The sequence below is a fragment of the Nostoc sp. UHCC 0302 genome, from assembly GCF_038096175.1.
GTDB lineage: Bacteria > Cyanobacteriota > Cyanobacteriia > Cyanobacteriales > Nostocaceae > UHCC-0302.
Genome location: NZ_CP151099.1, coordinates 6014479 through 6037587, shown reverse-complemented (window position 1 = coordinate 6037587; position 23109 = coordinate 6014479). Strand labels below are relative to the sequence as shown.

18 protein-coding genes and 1 pseudogene are annotated in these 23109 nt (G+C 43.0%); 8 read left to right on the top strand and 11 right to left on the bottom strand.

Going from position 1 to position 23109, the window contains the following annotated elements; translation table 11 throughout:
• The first annotated feature begins 109 nt into the window (after nt 1-109).
• Complete coding sequence (gene thyX, locus WKK05_RS26095; protein ID WP_341525950.1) at nt 110-832, top strand: FAD-dependent thymidylate synthase; 723 nt, start codon at nt 110-112, stop codon at nt 830-832.
• A gap of 24 nt (nt 833-856) precedes the next feature.
• On the opposite strand, the gene WKK05_RS26090 is transcribed toward thyX, so the two are convergent.
• From WKK05_RS26090 to WKK05_RS26080, 3 genes are all read right to left on the bottom strand, one after another.
• On the bottom strand, nt 857-1066 hold the full coding sequence (locus WKK05_RS26090; RefSeq protein WP_341525949.1) for a hypothetical protein: 210 nt from the start codon (nt 1064-1066) through the stop codon (nt 857-859).
• Nucleotides 1067-1395: 329 nt separating this feature from the next.
• A complete protein-coding gene (gene dcd, locus WKK05_RS26085) occupies nt 1396-1965 on the bottom strand; it encodes a dCTP deaminase (protein WP_341531195.1) in 570 nt (189 codons plus the stop codon).
• Nucleotides 1966-2051: 86 nt separating this feature from the next.
• Nucleotides 2052-2588 (bottom strand): P-loop NTPase family protein, encoded by a 537-nt coding sequence (locus tag WKK05_RS26080; RefSeq protein WP_341525948.1) that lies wholly within the window; start codon nt 2586-2588, stop codon nt 2052-2054.
• A 158-nt stretch (nt 2589-2746) separates the two neighbouring features.
• Here WKK05_RS26080 and WKK05_RS26075 point away from each other — a divergent pair.
• From WKK05_RS26075 to WKK05_RS26055, 5 genes and pseudogenes are all read left to right on the top strand, one after another.
• A pseudogene (locus WKK05_RS26075) lies at nt 2747-2905 on the top strand (adenylate kinase); the annotation flags it as partial.
• A gap of 110 nt (nt 2906-3015) precedes the next feature.
• Nucleotides 3016-3759, top strand: a complete 744-nt coding sequence (gene rph / locus WKK05_RS26070; RefSeq protein ID WP_341525947.1) for a ribonuclease PH — start codon at nt 3016-3018, stop codon at nt 3757-3759.
• 171 nt (nt 3760-3930) lie between these two features.
• Nucleotides 3931-4653: a 6-phosphogluconolactonase gene (gene pgl / locus WKK05_RS26065; protein WP_341525946.1), complete on the top strand. Its 723-nt coding sequence runs from the start codon at nt 3931-3933 to the stop codon at nt 4651-4653.
• 218 nt (nt 4654-4871) lie between these two features.
• Nucleotides 4872-5762 carry an FHA domain-containing protein gene (locus WKK05_RS26060; RefSeq protein WP_341531194.1) on the top strand — a complete coding sequence of 297 codons (891 nt, stop codon included), beginning with the start codon at nt 4872-4874 and terminating at the stop codon, nt 5760-5762.
• Nucleotides 5763-5842: 80 nt separating this feature from the next.
• Nucleotides 5843-6586: a M50 family metallopeptidase gene (locus WKK05_RS26055; protein ID WP_341525945.1), complete on the top strand. Its 744-nt coding sequence runs from the start codon at nt 5843-5845 to the stop codon at nt 6584-6586.
• Nucleotides 6587-6751: 165 nt separating this feature from the next.
• Here WKK05_RS26055 and WKK05_RS26050 read toward each other — a convergent pair whose 3' ends face one another.
• The 7 genes from WKK05_RS26050 to WKK05_RS26020 all read right to left on the bottom strand — a co-directional run bounded on the left by WKK05_RS26050 (nt 6752) and on the right by WKK05_RS26020 (nt 17526).
• Complete coding sequence (locus WKK05_RS26050) at nt 6752-8464, bottom strand: EAL domain-containing protein (protein WP_341525944.1); 1713 nt, start codon at nt 8462-8464, stop codon at nt 6752-6754.
• A gap of 522 nt (nt 8465-8986) precedes the next feature.
• Nucleotides 8987-10012 (bottom strand): 2-hydroxyacid dehydrogenase, encoded by a 1026-nt coding sequence (locus WKK05_RS26045; protein ID WP_341525943.1) that lies wholly within the window; start codon nt 10010-10012, stop codon nt 8987-8989.
• Nucleotides 10013-10232: 220 nt separating this feature from the next.
• Nucleotides 10233-10607: a nuclear transport factor 2 family protein gene (locus tag WKK05_RS26040; protein WP_341525942.1), complete on the bottom strand. Its 375-nt coding sequence runs from the start codon at nt 10605-10607 to the stop codon at nt 10233-10235.
• An 804-nt stretch (nt 10608-11411) separates the two neighbouring features.
• Nucleotides 11412-13235, bottom strand: a complete 1824-nt coding sequence (locus tag WKK05_RS26035) for a tetratricopeptide repeat protein (protein ID WP_341525941.1) — start codon at nt 13233-13235, stop codon at nt 11412-11414.
• A gap of 264 nt (nt 13236-13499) precedes the next feature.
• Complete coding sequence (locus WKK05_RS26030) at nt 13500-14675, bottom strand: M20 family metallopeptidase (protein WP_341525940.1); 1176 nt, start codon at nt 14673-14675, stop codon at nt 13500-13502.
• 247 nt (nt 14676-14922) lie between these two features.
• Nucleotides 14923-15492, bottom strand: coding sequence for a pentapeptide repeat-containing protein (locus tag WKK05_RS26025; protein WP_341525939.1), 570 nt, complete (start codon nt 15490-15492; stop codon nt 14923-14925).
• A 273-nt stretch (nt 15493-15765) separates the two neighbouring features.
• Nucleotides 15766-17526, bottom strand: a complete 1761-nt coding sequence (locus WKK05_RS26020) for a serine/threonine-protein kinase (RefSeq protein ID WP_341525938.1) — start codon at nt 17524-17526, stop codon at nt 15766-15768.
• Between the two features lie 470 nt (nt 17527-17996).
• Here WKK05_RS26020 and WKK05_RS26015 point away from each other — a divergent pair, with 470 nt between their 5' ends.
• Together WKK05_RS26015 and WKK05_RS26010 are read left to right on the top strand one after the other, a co-directional pair.
• The gene (locus WKK05_RS26015; protein ID WP_343224893.1) at nt 17997-18239 is read left to right on the top strand and encodes a type II toxin-antitoxin system Phd/YefM family antitoxin; all 243 of its coding nucleotides are present in this window, start codon (nt 17997-17999) and stop codon (nt 18237-18239) included.
• The gene (locus tag WKK05_RS26010) at nt 18236-18544 is read left to right on the top strand and encodes a Txe/YoeB family addiction module toxin (RefSeq protein ID WP_341525936.1); all 309 of its coding nucleotides are present in this window, start codon (nt 18236-18238) and stop codon (nt 18542-18544) included. The genes WKK05_RS26015 and WKK05_RS26010 overlap by 4 nt, the downstream gene beginning before the upstream one ends.
• Nucleotides 18545-18889: 345 nt before the next feature.
• On the opposite strand, the gene WKK05_RS26005 is transcribed toward WKK05_RS26010, so the two are convergent.
• Nucleotides 18890-23092, bottom strand: a complete 4203-nt coding sequence (locus tag WKK05_RS26005; protein WP_341525935.1) for a caspase family protein — start codon at nt 23090-23092, stop codon at nt 18890-18892.
• Nucleotides 23093-23109: the final 17 nt, after the last annotated feature.

Below are 23109 nucleotides of genomic sequence, written 5' to 3'. Positions count from 1 at the left end.
TGCAAGGCAGAGATATGATGGTGGATCGAGTTTATAGCTGTGTCTAACAAATAGGCTTTGCTCCTTACTGGTAAGCACTTTCAGTTAAAAATAGAGTTTCTAGGAAGTAATGGATCGATTTAGAGTAGAGGTTATTGCCAAAACACCAAACCCGCAGCAAGTGATATATGCTGCGATGCACCAGGACTATACTGATGGGTTCGTGTTTGATGAGCGCGACTCATGGCCCTCAGAGTCACAAAGCGGCGAAATTATTGTTAAACGACTTTTAGCCGGTGAGAGGGGACATTACGGCCCTTTAGAGCATCCCCAGATTGTTTTTAACTGTGGCTACTTTCCCCATAGTGTGATGCAGCAGGCTCGTACTCATCGGGTAGGTGTATCATTTGATGTTCAGTCATTTAGATATACTGGTAACCAATTCAATGATGTAATCGCGGGTAAAAAAGATATAGAAGAAGTTTTTTACCTGCGTCCCGTTGGTTATTACACTGATAGACAAGGCAAAAAGTATCACTATTCACCAGAACAACGAGCAGCAGATTTGCAGTGGTGTTTAGAAGCAGCTAAACGCTACAAAGCTGATTTTGAAGCGGGAATGTCTGAAGAACACGCCAGAGGTAAAGTTCCCTTTGATTATCGTCAGCATTTTGTAGTTAGTTTTAATTTAAGGTCTTTTTTACATTTTTGCGACTTGAGAAATAAGAAAGATGCTCAACTAGAAATTCAAAAGTTGTGTGAAATGATGTGGCCGCATTTTGAAGATTGGGCCCCAGCAATCGCACAATGGTATGAAAAACAGCGTTTAGGTAGAGCAAGATTAGCGCCTTAACTTCTAACTCAGCAGGATACTGGCTTATCGGCCTCCTAAAGGGCGATCGCTGTTGGATGTATTAATTATTTGATTACGATTTTTCACCCAATCAGTCATATCAATTAATTCATCATCAGCATCTTCTAAAGGTGAACCAAACTCGGCCTCAAGTTTGCTTTGCTCATCATCGCTTATGTAAGGTATAAGAATTTGGCAGAGGCGGAGTCTTTCTTCTTGTAAGACTTCACGCATAGTTTCTTTAATCAATTGCTTTTAATTATTGAATTTCCATACTCGTGCCTCTTATTCAGAGTTAAATAAATATATTTTACCTAGCTAGATTGCCCGACAACGACAAACAATCATTGAAAACTCATCGAGCTTGAACCTGCGATCGCCATGCCAAGTTAATTATCTAAACTGGATATTGTAGGCGTTGGGAGCGATACCTACACTAAATTACTCTAACGCATTCTTATTGTTGGGTTTGATTTTAGGCGATCGCACAATAGTATGAAAAGTACCATTTAGTAAAGCAAGATTAGCTCCCTAGCTTATTCGAAGTTTTTATCTTGAATTACTTAGATTTTAGCTAAAGTTACAATCTCTAGCTGGTCTTGATATTTACCCTGACGAGCTGCATAACTGATAGCGCAAGGTTCCCCTTCTAGAAATAGCAATTGCACCACGCCTTCGTTAGCGTAGATGCGACAATCAGCGCTGGAAGAATTGGAAAATTCTAAAGTTAAATGACCCCGCCATGCAGCTTCAGCAGGCGTTAGATTGGCTATTATTCCACAACGTGCATACGTAGATTTACCTATGCAAATCACTGTGATATTCTCTGGAACCTGCAATTTCTCTAGGGCAACTCCTAAACCATAAGAGTGAGCAGGTAATATAAAGTAACTGCCACTGTCATCAGTATGCAGTGATGTCGGCTCTAGATTATGGGGATTAAAGTTTTTGGGGTCTACAACGGTTCCGGGAATGTGGCGAAAAATGCGGAACTCAGCCGAGGAAAGGCGTATATCGTAGCCATAAGAAGACAAACCGTAGCTGATTACAGGTTGAACTGCTACAGATTCATTTTTTTGCACTTTGCGGATTAGGCTTGGCTCAAAAGGCGAAATCATACCTTTTTGAGCCATTTCAGTAATCCAGATATCGTTCTTAATCACAAGTTCACAGCTAATTCAAACAGAACTACTAGGATATCGTGAACTGAGCATTTTGTTTAGGGTTGATGACTGCGACGGATTTCTGTAATTTGGTCAGCCACATCTAAAAGAGACTTGGGCATCTCTGGCCCTGTGAGAATGATATCGACGTGGGGAGGGCGTTTTGCCAGAAACGCTAAAACTTCTGTTTCGGGAATTAAACCAAAGTTAATCGCTAAACTTAACTCATCTAAAACAACTAGAGAATACTTACCTTCGTACACTACCTGCTGTGTATACTGCCATAGCTTTTGTAAAGCTTGATGCTCCGTATCATCTAAGTGCGGCGTATCAATGCATCGAGGTAAATCACAGCGAATCCAATCTAAATTTTGTCCCAGCTGCATGGGCCGTTCTTGTCCTTGACGAATACCCCCTTTGAGGAACTGCACTATTAACACTGGCGTGCCTTGACCAGCAATTCTCAATCCTTGAGCCATAACACTGGTAAAAAAGTTCCGATGAGAGCTAGTGAAAACTTGCACTAGACCTTCAACTGGATATGGTAAGGTAAGAGCCGAATTTACACTTTGAGTTTCTAACTGGGCAACCATAGGACGAAGTTCAAAAAATCACAACGAATTAAAAGCTTTTGCTGAAAGTAGCCATTGCTGATCTGCCTCTATAATCAATCTGTTTTTTACAGGCGTATTGTATTTGGCAAATTGCACTTTTAGTCAAACACTACGTTTGTTATAAAGTCAAGAGTTATTTAGGGCAGTAGCTAGATTAAGCAATTTATCTACAAGTACCCGAAGCTGTCATAGTTAGCTGTTTCTTGAGGCTTTCTTTACCAGATGACCAATCTGAAATCGTGCAGCACCGTAGAGAAATATTCTACGATCGCACTATCCCTATCCTGGAATATTATAAGACTCTGCTCTCGATTCCTTAGCTAAATGCTAACTCTCCGACACAACACTCAGATGATTTGCAACACTGAGGTAACCTTAAGGCAGTATTCTATTTGAGGCAACTCCAATGGCTTGGCAGCGTCCAGACGGTCGTCTTCCCTACGAACTACGTCCGCTCAGTTTTTACCCTAGTTTCACCCGTTTTGCTCCCGGTTCCGTTCTGATCAAATGTGGAGAAACTCAGGTACTCTGTACTGTCAGCATTACTCAAGGCGTTCCCAGGTTTCTTGAAGGAACTGGTAAAGGCTGGTTAACAGCAGAGTATCGAATGCTACCATCTGCTACACACAGACGCCAAGAAAGAGAATTATTAAAATTATCTGGTCGGACGCAAGAAATTCAACGTTTAATTGGGCGTAGTTTAAGGGCAGCATTAGATTTTGAGGCACTAGGAGAACTAACGCTGACTGTGGATACCGATGTATTGCAAGCAGATGCAGGAACGAGGACAGCAGCGATAACAGGCTCATTCGTGGCCTTGGCTCATGCAATTTCTCAATTATTGCAGCAGGGAGTATTAAAGCGATCGCCTCTATCTGGACAGGTAGCAGCAGTTTCCGTAGGGTTATTGCAGGGCGAGTCATTTTTGGATCTGAATTATCTCGAAGACGTAGCTGCAACAGTAGATTTCAATGTAGTGATGAATCAGCACTTGGGAATCATTGAAGTCCAAGGCACAGCAGAAGAAGGCAGCTTTAGCCGCACTCAGTTGAATCAGCTACTAGATTTTGCAGAGAAAGGAATTCAGCAATTATTAATCGCCCAACGGGAAGCCATCCCTAACTGGGAAGCGCTGTTTGTAGGGGACTGAGGGGATGAGGTGAAGGGCAGGGAGCAGGGAGCAGGGGGAGAAATAACTTACTCAGCACTCAGCACTCAGCACTCCTAATCCTTGATGTTAAAAGTTTCAAAAGTTAAAAAGGAGGATTGTGATAAGTTCGGTATTGTATTGCTGGAAGCAGGCAATAAGAATGATAAAGTCATGAACAAAACGGTTGAAGTTCTACCGGATCAGCCAGCACTGGTTGCGCGATCGCTGGAATTAATCCTGTCTGAGTTGGAAACTGCCATTGGGCAACGGGGACAATTTACGATTGCCTTATCTGGCGGCAGTACACCTAAGCCGTTGTACGAAGCGATCGCTAATCAAAAACTGCCTTGGGATAAAATTCATGTGTTTTGGGGGGATGAACGTTTTGTCCCGCCAGATCATCCCGATAGCAATGAACTGATGGCGCGTCGGGCATGGTTAGATCGAGTTGATATCCCAGCAGCTAACATTCACGCTGTACCGACTTTGGAATCTGAGCCAGCTTTAGCTGCTGCTAAGTATGAAAAGCATCTCCAAGAATTTTTTAATTCTTCACCCGGAGAGTTTCCTGCAATAGATGTAATATTACTAGGAATGGGTGATGATGCACATACCGCATCTTTGTTTCCCCACACAGAGGCTCTCAAAGTCAGCGATCGCCTGATTACTGTGGGTAATAAAGACGGAAACCCCCGCATAACCTTCACTTACCCCTTTATTAACTCTGGCCGCAGCGTGATTTTTCTGGTTGCTGGTGCTAATAAAAGACCAGCTTTAGCTGAAGTCTTCGCACCCGTAGCTGATGATTTCACTTACCCATCCCGGTTGATTCAGCCCCAAGGAAAACTTTGGTGGCTACTGGATGCAGCAGCAGGTTTGGAACTCAAATCTTGACTTTCCCATCAAGAGTAATTGTTAGAATTTATAGCTAGGGTCGCCCTCTGCCAAACTTCTAATGTTTTACGCCAAGCCGTATGAGGTCGGACACTGCGTTGCTGGGTCTCTCCCCCAAAAAACGAGTGTCCGTGGCGTCTAGATTGGAAGTTGCTGCTGGAAGTTCTCTCTGCTTGCCAGTACTATTTTACGATGAGCTTGAACAAAGGCCAAAATCGATGATCGTCTGCCCTAATTGCAATCATCCCAACCCTGACGGCGCTGTCCAGTGTGAAGCTTGCTATACACCGTTACCAGCGACTACAAACTGTCCCAGTTGTGGGGCAACTGTGCAAGCAGATGCCGCTTTTTGTGGTCAGTGTGGACATAACCTGCACTCGACAGCAGCACACGCACACGTTGCACCATCAGTAGCACCAACAATTGCTCCCGACACCCCCGTGGAAGTGCCACAGTTAATTGTCCCTGATCCACTGTTAGAACTTTTGCAACCAGATGCTTTAGGAATTGGCGGTGAAAGCTCTCATCCCGCTGAAACTTCACCTTTACCAGCAACAGCAGTAGCAAATCCACCACAAGCAAATACTCCAGATAGCGGCATCTCAGGAACGCCAACCATTGCTGCTCCACCAATGGTTTCTGGGCAAGGAAATCCGACTTCACCCCCTGAACCCGCACCAATGGAAACAGTTCAAGCAACACCAGCCCCTGAACCGACACCACCGCCAGCGCCAGTAGCAACAACACCAATTGTCAGTCCTGCGAGAACGCAGTTGCAGCAGGTGAGTGCGCGGCTTGTCCATGTACAAAGCGATCGCTTGATTGAATTGCCGCAAAGTCTCTCTGTAATTCATATTGGCAAGTCCAATGACCGGATTCCGCCAGATGTCGATGTCTCAGGATTTGCTAATTCTGAGATTGTCTCGCGAATTCATGCAGATATTCGTGTTGAGGGAGACGCTCACTATATAGAAGATGTGGGCAGTTCTAATGGCACTTATATTAATAATTTGCCTTTACTACCAGGGAATCGTCACCGCTTGCGACCAGGCGATCGCATCAGTCTGGGTAAAGGAGATTTGATGACGTTCCTCTTTCAACTGTCTTAGCCGATTGCGTGATAATTCGTAATTCATAATGAAAAATAGGTAATTATAAATTACGAATTACGAATTACGAATTAATTATTATGACGAAACCAGGCAAAGATTTTGAAACCTTGTTGACAAGAGAAGCCCCGCCAGTTGTAGAACGCATGGGGCTAACTTGGCTAATTGCCGCAGCAGTTGCTACCGCTTTGCTGTGGCAAGTGCCAGGAGGGGATTATATTTTATACCCGTTTACTATCCTGGCGACTTGGTTTCATGAAATGGGTCACGGTTTAATGGCACTGCTATTAGGGGGACAGTTTCAGAAATTAGAGATTTTTGAAACTGGTTCTGGTGTAGCAACTTATGGCATCCAGTCGTCATTAGGGCCAATTGGCCCGGCTTTGGTTGCCGCCGCCGGGCCGATGGGGCCACCAGTTGCTGGCGCGGCTTTGATTCTGGCTTCCCGCAGTTTTAAAGTAGCTTCCCTAAGTTTGAAAATTTTAGGGGGTTTTTTGCTACTTTCTACATTAATTTGGGTACGCTCTTGGTTCGGATTGGTGGCAATTCCCCTACTAGGTTTAATTATCTTGGGTATCGCCCTGAAAGCTCCACGTTGGGCGCAGGGGTTTGCAATTCAATTTCTGGGTGTACAAGCTTGTGTGAGTACCTATCACCAACTTGATTATCTTTTTAGCAGTTCAGCTGGCTATTTGGGACTTTCTGATACAGCCCAAATGCAGCGGTATTTACTCTTACCTTACTGGTTTTGGGGTGGATTGATGGCGATCGCATCTTTGGTGATTTTAGTCCAAAGTCTCCGTATTGCTTATCGTTCTGAGTAAGGGGTAAAAAGCAATACAGCAAGCGCGTAAAAGATTGGGACAATGAATATGCAGATTAGCGATCGCCCTCTTTCGATTACTAACTCAACTCTCAGTAACTTGATTACGGAATAAAGAGTTGAAACCATTGCAGCCTATACTTGTGTGTACACGGTAGGCTTATTCTTATGCTGCAATCATCTCCATTTGCTGAACAGTTTTCTTCAACATCTGAGTAATTGTATCAGCGGGAGCAGGGCGACTGAAGTAGAACCCCTGACCTTCATCACATCCCCGCCTTTGTAGATAGTCAAGCTGCTCTTGGGTTTCCACACCCTCCGCCGTAATTTCCAACTTTAGGCTCTTTGCTAGAGCAATAATGGCATCGGTCACAGCTGCACTATCAGGATTGGATATTATATCTTGTATGAATGACCGATCAATCTTGAGCATATTGACGGGAAAACGATTTAAGTAGTTTAGAGAAGAATAGCCAGTGCCGAAGTCATCCAGAGCTAGCAATATCCCCAATTCTCTTAATTGCTGTAGCGTTTTAACAGATTGTTGAATATCAGCCATTAAGAAGCTTTCAGTTACTTCTAGTTCCAGATAAGACGCTTTGAGTCCGGTTTCGTTAAGAATTTGGCTGACAAGTTCTACTAAATTGCGTTGTTCAAACTGTCGATCTGACAGATTTACCGACATCCGAATTGGGGCAAGTCCGGCTACCTGCCAGGCTAGGTTTTGGGCGCAAGCAGTTCGCAAAACCCATTCACCAATTTCTACAATCAAACCATTAGCTTCGGCAATCGGAATAAACTGTGCTGGAGAAACCATACCCCTAGTGGGATGTTGCCAGCGCACCAACGCTTCAACTGCTTTTATTTCTCTACTCTCTAAATCAATCAAAGGTTGATAATAAACCAGCATTTCGTTACGCTCTAGCGCTCCATGTAACTCATTTTCTAACGCCAATCGCTCTTGTAACTGAGTATTAATTTCCGGCGAATAGAACTGGTATTTGCTACGGCCTTGCTGTTTTGCTTGATACAGGCCGATATTTGCCTGCTGTAGAAGTTGGTCTAGACTATTAATATCATCTAGAACATTAATTGTGATACCAATGCTGGCTGTTAGATGAATCAAATTACCTTGTATAGAGAAGGGTTTTGCCAATGTACTCATCAACAACTGGCATAGCTTGACCACACTCTCAAATGAGGGAATTTCTAAGCGGGCGATCGCAAATTCATCTGCACTCAAATGAGCCAAGATATCTGATTGAGCTAAACAGGTTTGTAACCGCAAGGCAACTGCTCTTAAGAGCAAATTTAGTGTTTCATGCTCTAATGCATGACTCATGGCTGTGAAATCATCAATACCTAATAACAAAACAGCTACAACCCGCTGGTTATTTTGAGGTTGGGATAGTGTCTGATTAACTCGCTCTCGCAACAAATCCCGATTAGGCAATCCAGTCACATTGTCGTAGTTGCTAATGTAGTGAATTAATTCATCTAACTTGTGGAGAGTTTGTGAGGTATCTGCCATCAATGAGCCGGCTTCATCTAAAAATTGCGTGGGCAGTTCTGGTAATGTTTTAGTGCTGACATAGTTTTGCAACGCACCAGATGTCAAAATCACTGGGGCAAGAAGATGGTTTAGTGCATAGAGGGTAGCTGCTGTACCTGCTAAGGTCGCTAATAAAGCAATGAATAGAACTCTTAGTGTCATCTCTAATGAATAAGAGTTGGATACAAGAAAACTCAAGAGCAAGCTCAGAAGTGGTACATGAGTACCTAAAAATGCCACCAACATGATTTTGGCGGTGTAACTTTTCTTGAGCAATCTAAAATGAGCTAGAAGTGAATACAGGTAAAGTTTATTATTGATTTGCATAAAGTCAAAGTCTCAGTAAGATTTTAGGACTGGTGAATAGTTGAGCTAAAGCGTAGCGATGATTCACAATTTTTCGACAAAAATTCTCTTTTAAGAGGGAAACAGAAAACAAGAATTCAGAACTATGAAAAAATTTTTGACGAATAATGTCCTTATTATTTATTAATAAATAGCCCAATACAAGGTTATATTTATGCTTCCCAAACTGTCTATCTATTTGATATAAATTTCATTATTTTTTCAATAAAGCTAAGAATGCAAGCAGTTTTAGGTGAAAAATCCTCTATCGTATAATTGCTGATTTTTTATATAAATTTTATAAAAACTTAGGCTGAACCAATGTTTGTACTTATGTAAAATCATCAGACTTGACAAGAAGAAATTCCCCTGCCAGATTGCCTAGCAGAGGAAAAAGATTAACAAAATTAATGAATATGGAGTTTAGCGATCGCCCCAAACAAAAAGCAATGTAAGCTTACGTAATTACGGAAGTTTAAACTAGTTTTGCCACTTCAAGTTTTGTTAGCTAATCAATGCCTTAGCTTCAACTTCCGGTTGAGCGCGGATTTCATTCTTACAAGAACGACCCTGTTCAATATCCGTAATATTAGCAAAAGTTGTTTCTGCAATATTGTGAAGAGCTTCTTCTGTAAAAAAAGCTTGGTGTCCAGTAATGAGTACGTTCGGGAACGTTGTCAGGCGCTGGAAAATGTCATCCTGAATGATTTCACCTGACAAATCTTCAAAGAACAATTCTGATTCCTGTTCGTAGACATCCACACCGAGAGAGCCTATTTTACCCGACTTCAATCCTTCGATTACGGCTTGGGTATCTATTAACGCTCCTCGGCTAGTATTAATTAGCATTACCCTTGGCTTTATCTGTTCTATAGCTTCGGCATTAATCAAATGATGAGTTTCGGGAGTTAGAGGACAATGTAGAGAGATGATATCGCAGTTGGTAAATAACTCAGGTAGTTCTACATACTTCCCGCCTAGCATCTCTAATTCTGGATTGCGATACACATCATAGGCGAGTAGGTGACAGCCAAACCCTTTCATAATCTGTCCCAAAATCAGACCGATTTTACCAGTACCGATAATTCCTACTGTGCGATCATTCAAATTAAATCCCAACAGTCCTTCTAGAGAAAAATTACCTTCTCTGACGCGGTTATAAGCACGATGAATTTTACGGTTTAGGCTTAAAATCAATCCAACAGCGTGTTCTGCCACCCCATAAGGTGAATAGGCAGGAACACGCACAATAGTAATCTCCAAGTCTGCTGCGGCTTGTAAGTCTACATTATTAAACCCTGCACAACGCAGAGCTACCAAGCGAGTTCCCTGTGAAGCGAGAATTTCTAAAGTTGGGGCATCAACTTGGTCATGCACAAATACGCAAACCGCAGGAAATCCGGCGGCTAAGATAGCGGTATCCCGATTTAGCCGGGGTTCAAAAAAAGCTAACTCGTGTTCTTTGGGAGAATTTGCAGCTGACAAAAACTGCCGATCATAGGCTTTTGTACTGAAGACTGCGATTTTCATGCAAAATCTTGGGCTGTATGCTGCATATTTTTCCCATACATAATAGCTCGGTGCTTGGAGATGCGATCGCACCTCCAATAACCTCCAGCCATAGGCGTTGGCGTTTCTCTGAATAGTCCCGCTAAAGCAAAACTTTAGAATTCAAAGTGGGATGTAGACCTTAAAGAACATAGATGATTGCAAATAACAGATGGTCGAGAAACAAGAACCTCTCTTAAGGTCACTGATTCCTAGCTGGCGTTTCAGTATCAAAATATTCACGCCATCGGCTAATACGACCATCTTTGAAATCAATAATAATCACATCGTCTGCTTGATTGCGACGACCTGTTGCTTTCTCTATGTCTTCATAATACCACTCGACAGAGGCTTGATTATTTTCAATAATAATCCGCCGAATGTCAATTTTTACATTTGAATATTGGTGACTAAAATTAGTTAGTTCTTCTCTAATTCTTGCCTGCCCTTGCCACTTTTGCCCTGGCACAATAAATTCACCATCTGGTGTAAACATCTCTATCAGAGCATCGACATCTTGAGTAATCCAAGCAGTTCTGGCTTGTTCAATTAATGATACTATATTTTCTTTATTCATATTATACTGATTGGCAAATGTACTTCTACTAAAAAAAGCTACGTTACAGAATATCAATACTAATAATAGTAAATATTTTAAGAGGTTTTGATTCCAATTATTCATAATAATTATATTTATTTTATAAGATAACCGACTTTTTGAATAAGTCTGAATCTGGGGCTTTCACTTCTTACAAATCAATAGTATTGCTATGTTATTTCCCCAGTATGACTGCAATTACTCCCTAAGATGGAATGGTTCACAGGGTTGAGATTGTTATGGTTATGGTGTGGCAGTCAGTTTAGTACTGGATGGGTGTTATGCCGCTGTGACCCATTGTCGTGTGTCGAAGGAGAGCGATATCAGATACACGAACAGTAACAAGACCTACCAATAAAAAAGGTGTGGAGTTTTTGTCGCTTCCTCCACTTTGTTAGCACCAAGGGAAGGTTAAACCCTTCATCAGAGCGGTCTGAGGTGGTAGACTTACGGTGTGTATTCTATCAAGTTTCGATAATTTTTTATCATTGAAAATTTATTGATAGCGGAGTGACGCAATCTTAAAACCTTGGATTGCATCACTTCATTTTGCTTATGCTATTTCCAAAAATCTTGCTAACAAATGAATAGGCTACAAAAGCAGGAAGTATACATCTGTATATACAGAGCTTTTCATTTGCATAAATTACAAAGTAAATAGTAAGGACACAGCATTGTTGTGTCCCTAAAGCTAACCCATGTTATATTCAATTGAAAACAGTTGTAATATTTATAACAGATGGTATTTAATTTACCAAACAAAGGAACTGTCAAGCGAAATATTTATTGCTGAATTTGTGTGATTAGCTCCATTATTTGGTAATAATACTGTGCATTTCCTGCTTGTAAATAGAGGTCAGCTGACTTCTGAAAATCAGCAATTGCGCCTTGATAATCTCTCAGATTCTGGTAGACATCTGCTCGAACTATGTAGACTTCAGCCCAGTTAGGCTGATGCTGCAAAGCTTGGTTTAAATCAGTAAGCGCTCCCTGCCAGTCTCCCAATAGAGAACGGCTACGACCCCGGTTAAACCAGTCTTCAGCAAAGCTAGAGTCAATGGCAATTGCCTGATTGTAATCCTCTATTGCTCCTTGATAATCTTCCAAGGCATAACGAGCATTAGCACGATCGCTATAAAATGCAGCAGATTGGGGATTTATCTGCAAAGCTTGGGTGTAATCCTCTATTGCCCCTTCATAGTCTTCTAGAGCATAGCGGGTAGAAGCTCGGTTGTAATAAGCTTCAATCAGATCCGGGTTCAATTCTAATGCTTGATTGTAATCTGCAAGTGCTGCTTGTTCGTCTCCAAGAAGACGACGCGCATTACCCCGATTACAGTACGCTTGGGAAAAATCAGGAGCAATCTGTATTGCTTGGGTGTTATCTTCAATTGCTCCTTTTAAGTCTTGCAAGGCTTCGCGGGCAATACCTCGACCGTAGTAGGCTGCGGCTAAATTATCATTTAACTGCAATGCCTGATCGTAATCGTCAATTGCTCCTTTATGGTCTCCCAGAGAACGACGAGCAGCCGCGCGATCGCAATATCCTTCAGCTAAATTGGGGTTAAGTTGTAATAGTCGATTGCTATCTGCAATTGCTCCTTCATAGTCTCCCAAGCGACGACGCGCATTCGCCCGAAAGCCGTAAACTAAAGCCAAAGTCGGATTTTCTTGCAATGCTTGGTTATAATCCGCGATCGCTCCTTGAAAATCCCCAATAGTGCTACGAACAAGACCCCGCTCATAATAAGCTTGAACATCATCAGGATTCAGTTTCAGGGCTTGGTTAAAGTCTTCTATTGCTTGGTGATAGTCTTTGAGACGAGAAAGCACCAGACCCCGATTGTAGTAAGCGCCCGCAAAACTGGGATTGATTTCCAAAGCTTGATTATAATCGGCGATCGCCTCTTCATAATCTGCTAAAGCGTAACGGGCATTACCTCGGTTATGGTAAGCTTCCGCTAAGTTTGGATCTAACTTTAATGCCAAATCGTGATCAGCGATCGCATCTTGGTAATTTCCTAAAATATGGTGAATATTACCGCGATTGCTGTAAGCTGCGGCAAAATTGGGATACCATTGCAAAGCTTCGTGGAAATCTGCTATCGCACCTTGATGATCACCCTGATCAAAACGGGTTACACCCCTGTTATGGAAAGCTTTGGCAATATCAAAATTTATATAACTAGTTAACTGAGTACTATTCTCTATCGCTTGCTGATAATCTGCGATCGCTTTGTCATAGTCCTCCAAAGCAAAATAGGCATTTCCGCGGCTGTGATAAGATTCAGCCAAATTGGGATTGATTTGCAAGGCTTGATGATGATCGGCTAATGCTCCCTCATAATCTGTGAGACAATAACGAACATTCGCGCGGTTGCAGTAGGCTAAGGCAAAATAAGGATTAATTTGTACCGCCTGATCAAAGTCTGCGATCGCTTGCCGATAGTCTTTGAGTTGATTGCTAAAAATAATGCCTCGATTATAGTAAGCTTCTGCATAATCGGGGTTTAATTCGATTGCTTGAGTATAAGCGGCGATCGCTGCTTCATAGTCCCCTTGCAAATTGTAGTTTAACCCCTGGTTTAAAAAATCTTCTGCATTCATATAAAAACCTGTTCTTCCCATCCCCAATGTTCAGGATAAACGCTTATACCAATTTTGCAATTTGGATTTTAGATTTTAGATTAAAAACCTTTACCAAAAGGCTGTTCCAGGAATCTCAAATCATCCAACCCATCTCAAGTTGGGATCACAGGCGATCGCCCAAAACGAAAGCATGAAACCTCTTTCTTTCCTGATGCTCCATGACGCCAGTTCTCTCAAGTCGGACATTGCCCGCCCACGAAACTGGCTCCCCCATGCCCAACCTCACTGCCAATATTTATAAGCTGCGTATGCCATTGTCACTACCCCGGTGATAATAGCAGATTCATCGGCTTCAAATTGGGGATGGTGTAATGGGTGATTAATAATTCTATCTTTGTAACCTACACCCAAACGAAACATAGAACCGGGGGCGTGTTCTAAGTAAATAGAAAAATCTTCAGCGCCAAGGGAAGGTTCGGGTAAGACTTGAACGCGATCGCTACTCCAAGCTTCTTCGGCACATGATTGTAACAATTGTGTCAGAGCATAATCATTTTGGACGCTGGGTACACCTTGGCGATAATTAACTTGATAAGTTGCTCCGTGGGCATGGCAGACAGTAGCGACGATGTTTTCAATCCAGTTGGGAAGGTGGGCACGAGTTTCAGGATGTAGCGATCGTACAGTTCCTAACAACTGTACTTTATCGGCAATTACATTTGGCGCTCTGCCGCCACTGATCTTGCCGATACTCAACACCACAGGACGTAGGGGATTCTGTGTCCTGCTAATGGCTTGTTGCAGCATGGTAATTACTTGCGAAGCAATCCAAATTGCATCAATTGCTTCATGGGGACGCGCCCCATGTCCAGATTCTCCGATAATAATAATCTCTAAATCATCAGCTGCGGCTGTCAATGCTCCGTAACGCACACCAATAGATCCTGCGGGTATAGAAGGAAAAACGTGAATCCCCAGAATAGCCGAGACATCTGCCATCGCCCCATCTTTCACCATCCAGCTAGCCCCTTGGGCAATTTCCTCTGCTGGCTGAAATAAAAACCGCACCTTACCACCCAACTCCTCTGCCATTTGGGACAGTACCATAGCTGTTCCCAATCCGACTGTCGTGTGCATATCATGACCACAAGCGTGCATCACGCCTTCTGCACGAGAAGCGTATTCTAACCCTGTGCGTTCTTGAATTGGCAACGCATCCATATCAGTACGAATTGCCAATAAGCGGTTATCTTGGTTAGGGCTTTGTATTTCTCCAATCACGCCCGTTTTGCCAACTCCCTCTTGCACATGGACACCACTGGAAGACAACACACCAGCAACAAAAGCCGCTGTTTGGTACTCCTGACCACTGAGTTCTGGGTGGGAGTGGATGTGGCGGCGAATTTCAATTAGGCGGGGCGCAAGTTTTACTGCTAAGTCTTTAATATGGGTAAGCATGGATCAATTTATCTACAGGCTTGTTCCCATGATAAAGAACTGTTTAATAAATAAAATGCTCTTACCATACAGGAATAGGGGTTTAGGGGAACCTTATCAATAAATTGAAGTGGGTTAAAACAAGGAAATAATCAATGTTGTACTACAGATCAGAGTTTATATATTTAATTATTTTTCCTTGATAAATTAAGTTGTTCTGTACTTTCGTCGGGGCTTATTCTCCTATTCCCCTACACCCCTACACCCTTTATCTTGTGTAGCAGGTTGTGCCTGGAGTATTTTCAGCTTTAAACTTGTTACATACTCTAGAAGTTACACGCTCTAACGACCAGCCATAGTCCTTTTCAGAGGTGACGACACCGTTATCTAGCGTTGTCAGTCGAAAGTTTGCCGCCCGAAAATTAGTGAGTTGCAACTTCGCACCCTTGAGGTTAGCTGCTTCCAAATTGGCGCTGATAAAGCCAGCATAAGATAGATCCGCATTTTCTAAGGATGCTGATTTCAAATTAGCACCTGTTAAGGATGCACCGGTAAGATTGGCCGAATTCAAAACCGCAGTTTCCAAATTTGCACCAGTCAGATCGGCATTAGTAAGATTAACTTTAGATAATGTAGCACCGCTCAAATTAGTCCCGCGCAGATTTGCTCCAGTCAAATTCAGATTCAGTTGAGTTAGGTCAGCACCGCTCAAATCGCATCGGGGACAGCTTCCTGCTGTTTTCAACTGCTCCAAGTCTTGCTGATTGAATGCCAAACCTTGCTCTGCAAATCCAAAACAAGCCAACAAAGTAAGGACAGTAACAATTTTGAGTTTCATGTTTTTCCAGATATTTACAGGGATGCCAGTTACGCATATTGCCTATTGTCATCCTTACATATACCAGTTCCCTAGAAAACAACCGGAATAAAGCATTGATTAAGAAGCTATAAATATAGTGTAAATTCTGGGGATAAGCCTATTCAAAATTAGATCCAGGATTTAAAATCGAATAGTAATCAGATATACTGAACCCTTTATAGTATACCACATATGTGATCCCCCTAGTTCGAAAATAAAACGACTAGGGGGATCTTGTTTTTGGGTATTCGTTTAACGCCAGCCCAAAAGGCGTAATCCAGGAACAATTAGGTAGTAGCTGACTCCCAACCAGAAGCTAAGGAAGATGCCGACAAAACCGAAAAAAGCTAGAGGTAACCATAACTCTGCCCAGCTTGGTTGACTAGAAAATTGCCAGATAGCCGGGGTAAAACCCAAAAGAATGAAAACGGCAAAGGCGATCGCACTGCCAAATGAAGCAATCACAGCATAAACTATGTGATGGCTGCGAAGACCTAAACTCAAGGTGAGCAAGCAAACGGACACTAAAATAACTGCTACTAAGCCCTCACCGCTGTCTTTTGGTGTGATTAATTGCAAAACCAGCCAGCCGAAGGCATAACTAATCATCCCCATCAGCGACGCTACCAAAAACCGCCGCCGTTGCCCAAAACAGCCTGATACAGTCAGTCCCCAAGCAGTACCCCAACCCGCAGCCACGAAAACCAAAATATCTGCTCCCAAGACAGGTTGAGCATATGGTACTAATACAGTAAGCTGCTGTACCATAAATTCCACAACGCGATCGCCTAAACTTGTGCGATAGGCCAAAATAAAACCCAAAAGCGTACCTGAACAAGCGCCAAGGCTAGTTAGGATCATTGCCCAAAGCGTTGCAAAACAGGCTTTTATAACTTTGAAAATTACTTGAACGATGAAACGAGCCGTTTGACCTAAAGCTTGGCTAAAGTCATTTAAACCTTTATCAACAGCTTGTACTGCTAGTGCAAATTTTTGGGAGGTTTGCGTCGAAGTTTGCTTAACAGTGTGTCCCAGTTGGTAAAACAAACTTAGTTGTGGCGGCGATATTCTGGAAATCTTTGCTAAACGTTTTTGAATAATTGCGGCATTTGCCGGACGCGATCGCACATCTTCCTGTACCATCTCATCAAGTAAATCTGCCAGTTGCGGTTTCACCTTCACCCCAGTACGCCACTGCAATTTCCCAGTTTGCGGATCTTCCAACTCCGGCGGATACTTGCCCGTTAGTAATTCAATCATCGTGCGACCGAGGGCATAAAAATCAACACTAGGCCCCACATTACCCCCAGTCACTTGTTCTGGTGGACTGTATCCAGAAGAAAATAACCGAGTAGAACTAGACTCTCGACCAAGCATAGCCGCAGTAAATTGTTTTGCGCCACCAAAATCAATCAGCACCAGCCGATCCCCCATTCCCCCTGGAAGTAGCGGTATATTTTGCGATGGGGAATCTAACATTAAATTAGAAGGTTTAATATCTCGGTGAATAATTTGGCGTTTGTGCAACTCTTGTAAAATTTTTACAGCCTGGGTAAACCAGTTTAATACCAAATCTTCTGGACACCCTTGCGGATAGTTTTTGAGTATCTCCTCTAGAGTCTGTCCATTGATTTTTTCCATTACCAGACAAGCCAGTTGGCGAGGTTTTGGATTGAACAAATTGATTTGAAAAGACCCATCAGCATCAACTTGGGGAACACCAGGATGTTGCAAACTGCTTAAAACCGCTGCCTCTTGGGTAAATAATTCTAGTGCCTTTGGTGACTCTTCCACCAGCACCTTCAGGACTTTCTCTGTTTGAGTTTTTTCATCCCAAACCGTGTAAATTTGAGCAAATCCCCCCGAACCCAAGGGTTGAATAGGGATATAGCGGTCTAACAGATGTAGCGGTGCGCCACAACTGTTGCAAAATTTGTTTCCCCAAGGCTGAGGATAAGGACGTTGACAATCGGGATTTATGCAGTGAACCGCCCTCTGAGTGATGTGGGACACAACCGCTACAATACAAAGGCTGACTTGATTTTAGCGTTTCTTGAGGTTTCTGAAATTAAAAGGTTCAGAGCTACCAACTCTTTGAGGGCTAGTAACGCCGATTAAAGCGTACACGCGCAGCATCTCACTTTGGCAGAAGCAAGTGGCATCTAAACGAAATGAAACCCAACAAACCCCGAACAATGTTGAGTTTTGTTCCTCAATACAACTTATAAGGAATTGCGATCGCACCATTCAACACAAAATTATCTCATTTTTTACCATAAGAGGATAAGCGATCGCCTTTCACTCACGATCATTCACCCTTGAATCTCGGATGTTGCAGTTCAAAGCATGAAGTTTCGAGTTCAAAAGGGTTTGTCGTTAGGCATCGCTCTTCACTTACCATAATTTAATACGCACGCTCCCTACTTACTTGCATAAGTTTGTAGATAAACTAAAGTAAAGTTATCGTGAGCTAAAAAAGCATGATGTCTTCACTTCCCGTCAACGACGCTCAAAATAATTTACAAGAACTGATAGACAAAGTTGCAGAGCAGGGTAAACCTGTGATCATTCAGGGTGAACGTGGTAATGCGATTCTGCTTGCGGAAAAAGACTGGTCTGCAATTCAGGAGACTCTTCACTTGTTATCTATACCTGGAATGGGAGAATCTATAAAAGAAGGGCTAGTAACTCCGATCCAAGAATGCGATGAGGAGTTGGATTGGTGAGTCAGGGCGATAATGAAGAGCCAATTCCGAATTCTGAAGAAGTGATTTGGAAATTAGTTTACACAAAACAAGCACAGAAAGATGCCAAGAAGTTAGCTTCTAGTAATTTAAAGGAAAAAGCTGAGGAGTTGCTTGCAGTTCTTAAACAAAATCCCTTTCAAAATCCTCCACCTTATGAAAAGCTGGTTGGTGATTTATCAGGTGCGTATTCTCGCAGGATAAACATACAGCATCGGTTGGTATATGAAGTCATCGAATCCGAACAAGTAGTCAAGATAATTCGGATGTGGACGCATTACGAGTAAGTTTTAGGTAGTTTATGACAAAATTTAATTTTAGGGTTGACCCGAAGTTGATATTAATTGTGGTTGACTCTTAAATAATCGCCTTTCACTCACCATTATTGAGCCTTGGATCTCGGATATTACTGTTTCAAGAACGAAGTTCCAAGTTAAAAGGTCGAAATTCTAAGTTAAAAGGTCGAAATTCCAAGTTCAAAGGTCAAAGTTTCCAGTTCAAAGGTCGAAATTCCGAGTTCAGAGGTCGATGTTCCGAGTTCAGAGGTCGAAGTTCCGAGTTCTACAGGTGAAAAGTCGAATTCTGAGCCTCAACTTTGGAGATTAGAGTTTTTTTCTCCTGTTTTCCTCTTATCAATCTCCAGTTTTACATTCTTCTTTGCTCCAAACATATTTGCGACAGACTTCGCAGGCGGCTTTTGCTTCTTCGGTTTGCGGATTTGTGAAGACAGGGTGGTAACGCAACCTGTTGCAACAGACTTGTAACCATGCACGCCAACCACCGCGCCACAAACGCACTGTACCGTCATTGCCGCCACTAACAATTGTCTGCCCATCGGCACTGATGGCGACAGAATTGACAACTCCCTCATGACCACGCAATGGTTCAGCTAAGGGAAGACCTTGGCGATTCCATAACCTCACTGTGCCACCATCACCGTCACTGACAATCGTCTGCCCATCGGCGCTGATAGCGACAGAATTGACAACTCTCTCATGACCACGCAATGGTTCAGCTAAAGGAAGACCTTGGTGGTTCCATAACCTCACCGTGCCGTCTTCACCGCCACTGACAATTGTCTGCCCATCAGCGCTAATGGCGACAGAAGAAACAATACGCTCATGTCCACGCAATGGTTCAGCTAAGGGAAGACCTTGGTGATTCCATAACCTCACCGTACCACCATCATCACCACTAACAATTGTCTGCCCATCGGCACTGATGGCGACAGACCAAACAATACTCTCATGACCATGTAATGGTTCAGTTAAGGGAAGACCTTGGTGATTCCATAACCTCACTGTGCCGTCACGACCGCCACTAACAATCGTATGCCCATCAGCGCTAATGGCGACAGAATCGACAAGATCCTTATGATCACGCAATGGTTCAGCTAAAGGAAGACCTTGGTGGTTCCATAACCTCACCGTACCGTCTTCACCGCCACTAACAATCGTCTGCCCATCGGCACTGATGGCGACAGAATCGACAACACCCTCATGTCCACACAACGGTTCAGCTAAAGGAAGACCTTGGTGGTTCCATAACCTCACCGTGCCACCATCATCACCACTAACAATTGTCTGCCCATCGGCACTGATGGCAACACATGAAACAATACTTTCATGACCACACAATAGTTCAGCTAAAGAAAGACCTTGCTGATTCCATAACCTCACCATGCCACCATCGTCACCGCTAACAATTGTCTGCCCATCGGCGCTAATGGCAACAGACCAAACAATATTCTTATGATCACGTAATGGTTCAGCTAAGGGAAGGCCTTGGTGATTCCATAACCTCACCGTGCCGTCACGACCGCCATTAACAATCGTCTGCCCATCAGCGCTAATGGCGATAGAAGAAACAATACGCTCATATCCACGCAATGGTTCAGCTGAAGGAAGACCTTGGTGGTTCCATAACCTCACCGTGCCGTCTTCACCGCCACTAACAATCGTCTGCCCATCGGCGCTGATGGCGACAGAATCGACAACACCCTTATGACCACGCAATGGTTCAGCTAAAGGAAGACCTTGGTGGTTCCATAACCTCACCGTGCCGTCTTCACCGCCACTGACAATTGTCTGCCCATCAGCGCTAATGGCGACAGACCAAACAATATTCTTATGATCACGTAATGGTTCAGCTAAGGGAAGGCCTTGGCGATTCCATAACCTCACTGTGCCACCATCATCACCACTAACAATTGTCTGCCCATCGGCGCTAATAGCGACAGACCAAACAACATTTTCATGATCACGTAATAGTTCAGCTAAGGGAAGACCTTGGTTGTTCCACAACCTCACTGTGCCATCATGACCGCCACTGACAATCATTTGCCCATCGGCACTGATAGCGACACAATAAACATCACCTTTATGGCCACGTAATGGTTCAGCTAAGGGAAGACTCTGGCTGTTCCACAATCGCACCGTGCCGTCAATACCACCACTAACAATCGTCTGTCCATCGGCGCTGACGGCGACAGAATTGACACCACTTTCATGACCAAAGAAAGGAATGGAGACTCTTGCTTTATTAACCACCTGATTCAAACTGCTCTGAACTGGTGCAAGAATGTGCTGAGGTAATTTCTCCAGATTCTCACCCATAGCTTGAATTGCTAAAACTAGACTATCTAGGGGTTGGAAGGGCAATAAATTTTCTACCCTAGCGGCTTTCTCTCGCAATTGTGATTCAGTGAGTGCCTTTTCTAATGTGGCAATCTGTTGCTGTTCATAAGCATCACTGCGTTGATAAAAATTTTTGGCTTGAGGTGATGATAAAAACTCTAGCTGTTCCCAATTTTCCCGCACCTCTGCCAGCAATCCCCCCTGCATTAAATATTTTTCATTCTCCCCTTTGTTCAACCACTCGCGTAAAGCATCGGCTAATTTATCATTTAACCGCCGCAAATCTCGGTCTTGTTGTCGCCATTGGGCAAACCTCTGCCAACCCTCAATTAAGGCTTCATGGGCTAAATCAATCCACGCTTTTCCTTGTTCATCTTTCCCAGCTACCAGCAAACGTCCTTTCACCAATCCTTCATCTAGCAATTCACTTAATGCTTGCTGCTGTTCTTGGTCATTTCCTGCAATGGCTAACAGTTCAGCTTTTGGTTGGCGCTGTCGCGTATCCTTTTCTCCCTCTCCCGTCCGCACTAATCGCAGGAAAATTTGCTTAATCCAGTCTTTCTCTTGTTCATTTCGTTCTTGAGTTGGGGAATCCTGCTGATAATCTTCGTAAAAATAAACATTTTCTGCATGAAGATTTAGCGCCCCTGTCAATCCTTGGAAGTTTTCATACTGTTCTAGGGTGAGTTGATGCTTTTGTTGGTCGCGTTTTTCCCAGAGTCTAGTTAAAGCAAACTCCATCAACGGTAAGTATCCCGGTTCTTCACCAACATCTTCTAAAATTTTCAGTACTAGTCTTTCTTCAATACTATGACCTTGAAGTTTAGCTGGTTCGGTTATTGTCTCTTTTAAATCAAATCCAGTGATACGCGGCATCAAAACAAGCTGATTTTCAATCAATTTATTTAAAGACGGATAGTCTAAACATGGTTCGAGAAAATCCGATCGCATGGTAATCACAACTTTCAACCGCGAATCGGTCATCTCTACTACCTGAGTCAGCAATTCAATAAATCTCTGCTTGTCTTCAGCAACAGAGACAGTAAATAGTTCCTCAAACTGATCTACTACCAATAAAAATTTCTCTGCACCTGTAAGATGCTCCAGAATTACAGGTAAAGGATTCGCTTCTTTAGTAATCAACTCCCAAAGCAATTTTTCTTTTCTCGCTCCCTGAAAAAATGCTTTCAGAACTCCTCGCAATTCCTGCAAAGGTTGAAATCCTGGCTTGATTGGCGGTAAAATTTGCCAGACATTACCATCTAATTCTGGAATCAAACCTGCCTGAACTACAGAAGATTTACCACTCCCGGAAGCACCAATAATTGCCACAAAGGGCTTTTGTGCCAGTTTTCCCAAAATGTTCCTCACAACCTGCTGGCGTCCAAAGAAAAACTGTTTTTGTTCCGCTTCAAACGCTTTTAACCCTTGGTAAGGACATTCATCTTTGACTTCAAAGGTTTCAGCTTGTGTTTGATGATTGTAAGTAACTAAAGTAATCGAACCTCCCCAACTACTTTGAATCGCTTGTTGACCACTACCTTTAAGTTCGGCGCTAATACTACCGAAGAGATCAGCACTTGTTACCTGCCCATGTTGATTAGCCTTCTCTGCTGACAACCCAGCTAGTAAAGCAGTTGTAAAAATGCTGTGTTGTGCGCTTTTTTTGGCATAAGCTTTCTGAAAACCTCTGCAAGCAGCAATAAAGTAGTAATCGCGCTGTGAACTAAAAGCGGTAAGACTTTTTTCGATGAGATTGCGTTCTAAAAATTCACCGCTATGACAGCAATCTAACAGCACGACTAAACTACTCAAGTCGGATTCTTTAATTAGTTCGTTCAGTTCAGCAAGACTAATCCCGCCTTTTTGCCCAACAATTTTTGTGTCTTCTGAAAAAATTGTCAAATCAGAAGTTGCCAGATATGCTTGTGGTCTTCCCAAGGAGCTAGATACGGTGATGCCATGACCTGTAAAGTAAATTAGGGCTTCGTTTTTAACTGCTTGTTGTTGCAAAAGTGTTTTTAAAGCTTCAGCCAACTTAGTTGTACTCACTTTCCCTTTGAGAACAGCGATATCCTCAAAATCACCATGCGCTTTTAGTACCTGCGCGATTGCTTCTGCATCCGTAGCTGGTTTTGTGAGGTTATTAATCGGACTTTTATAATCTGTAATGCCAACAACCAGCGCGTAACGAGCCATCTATACATATTTAAGTT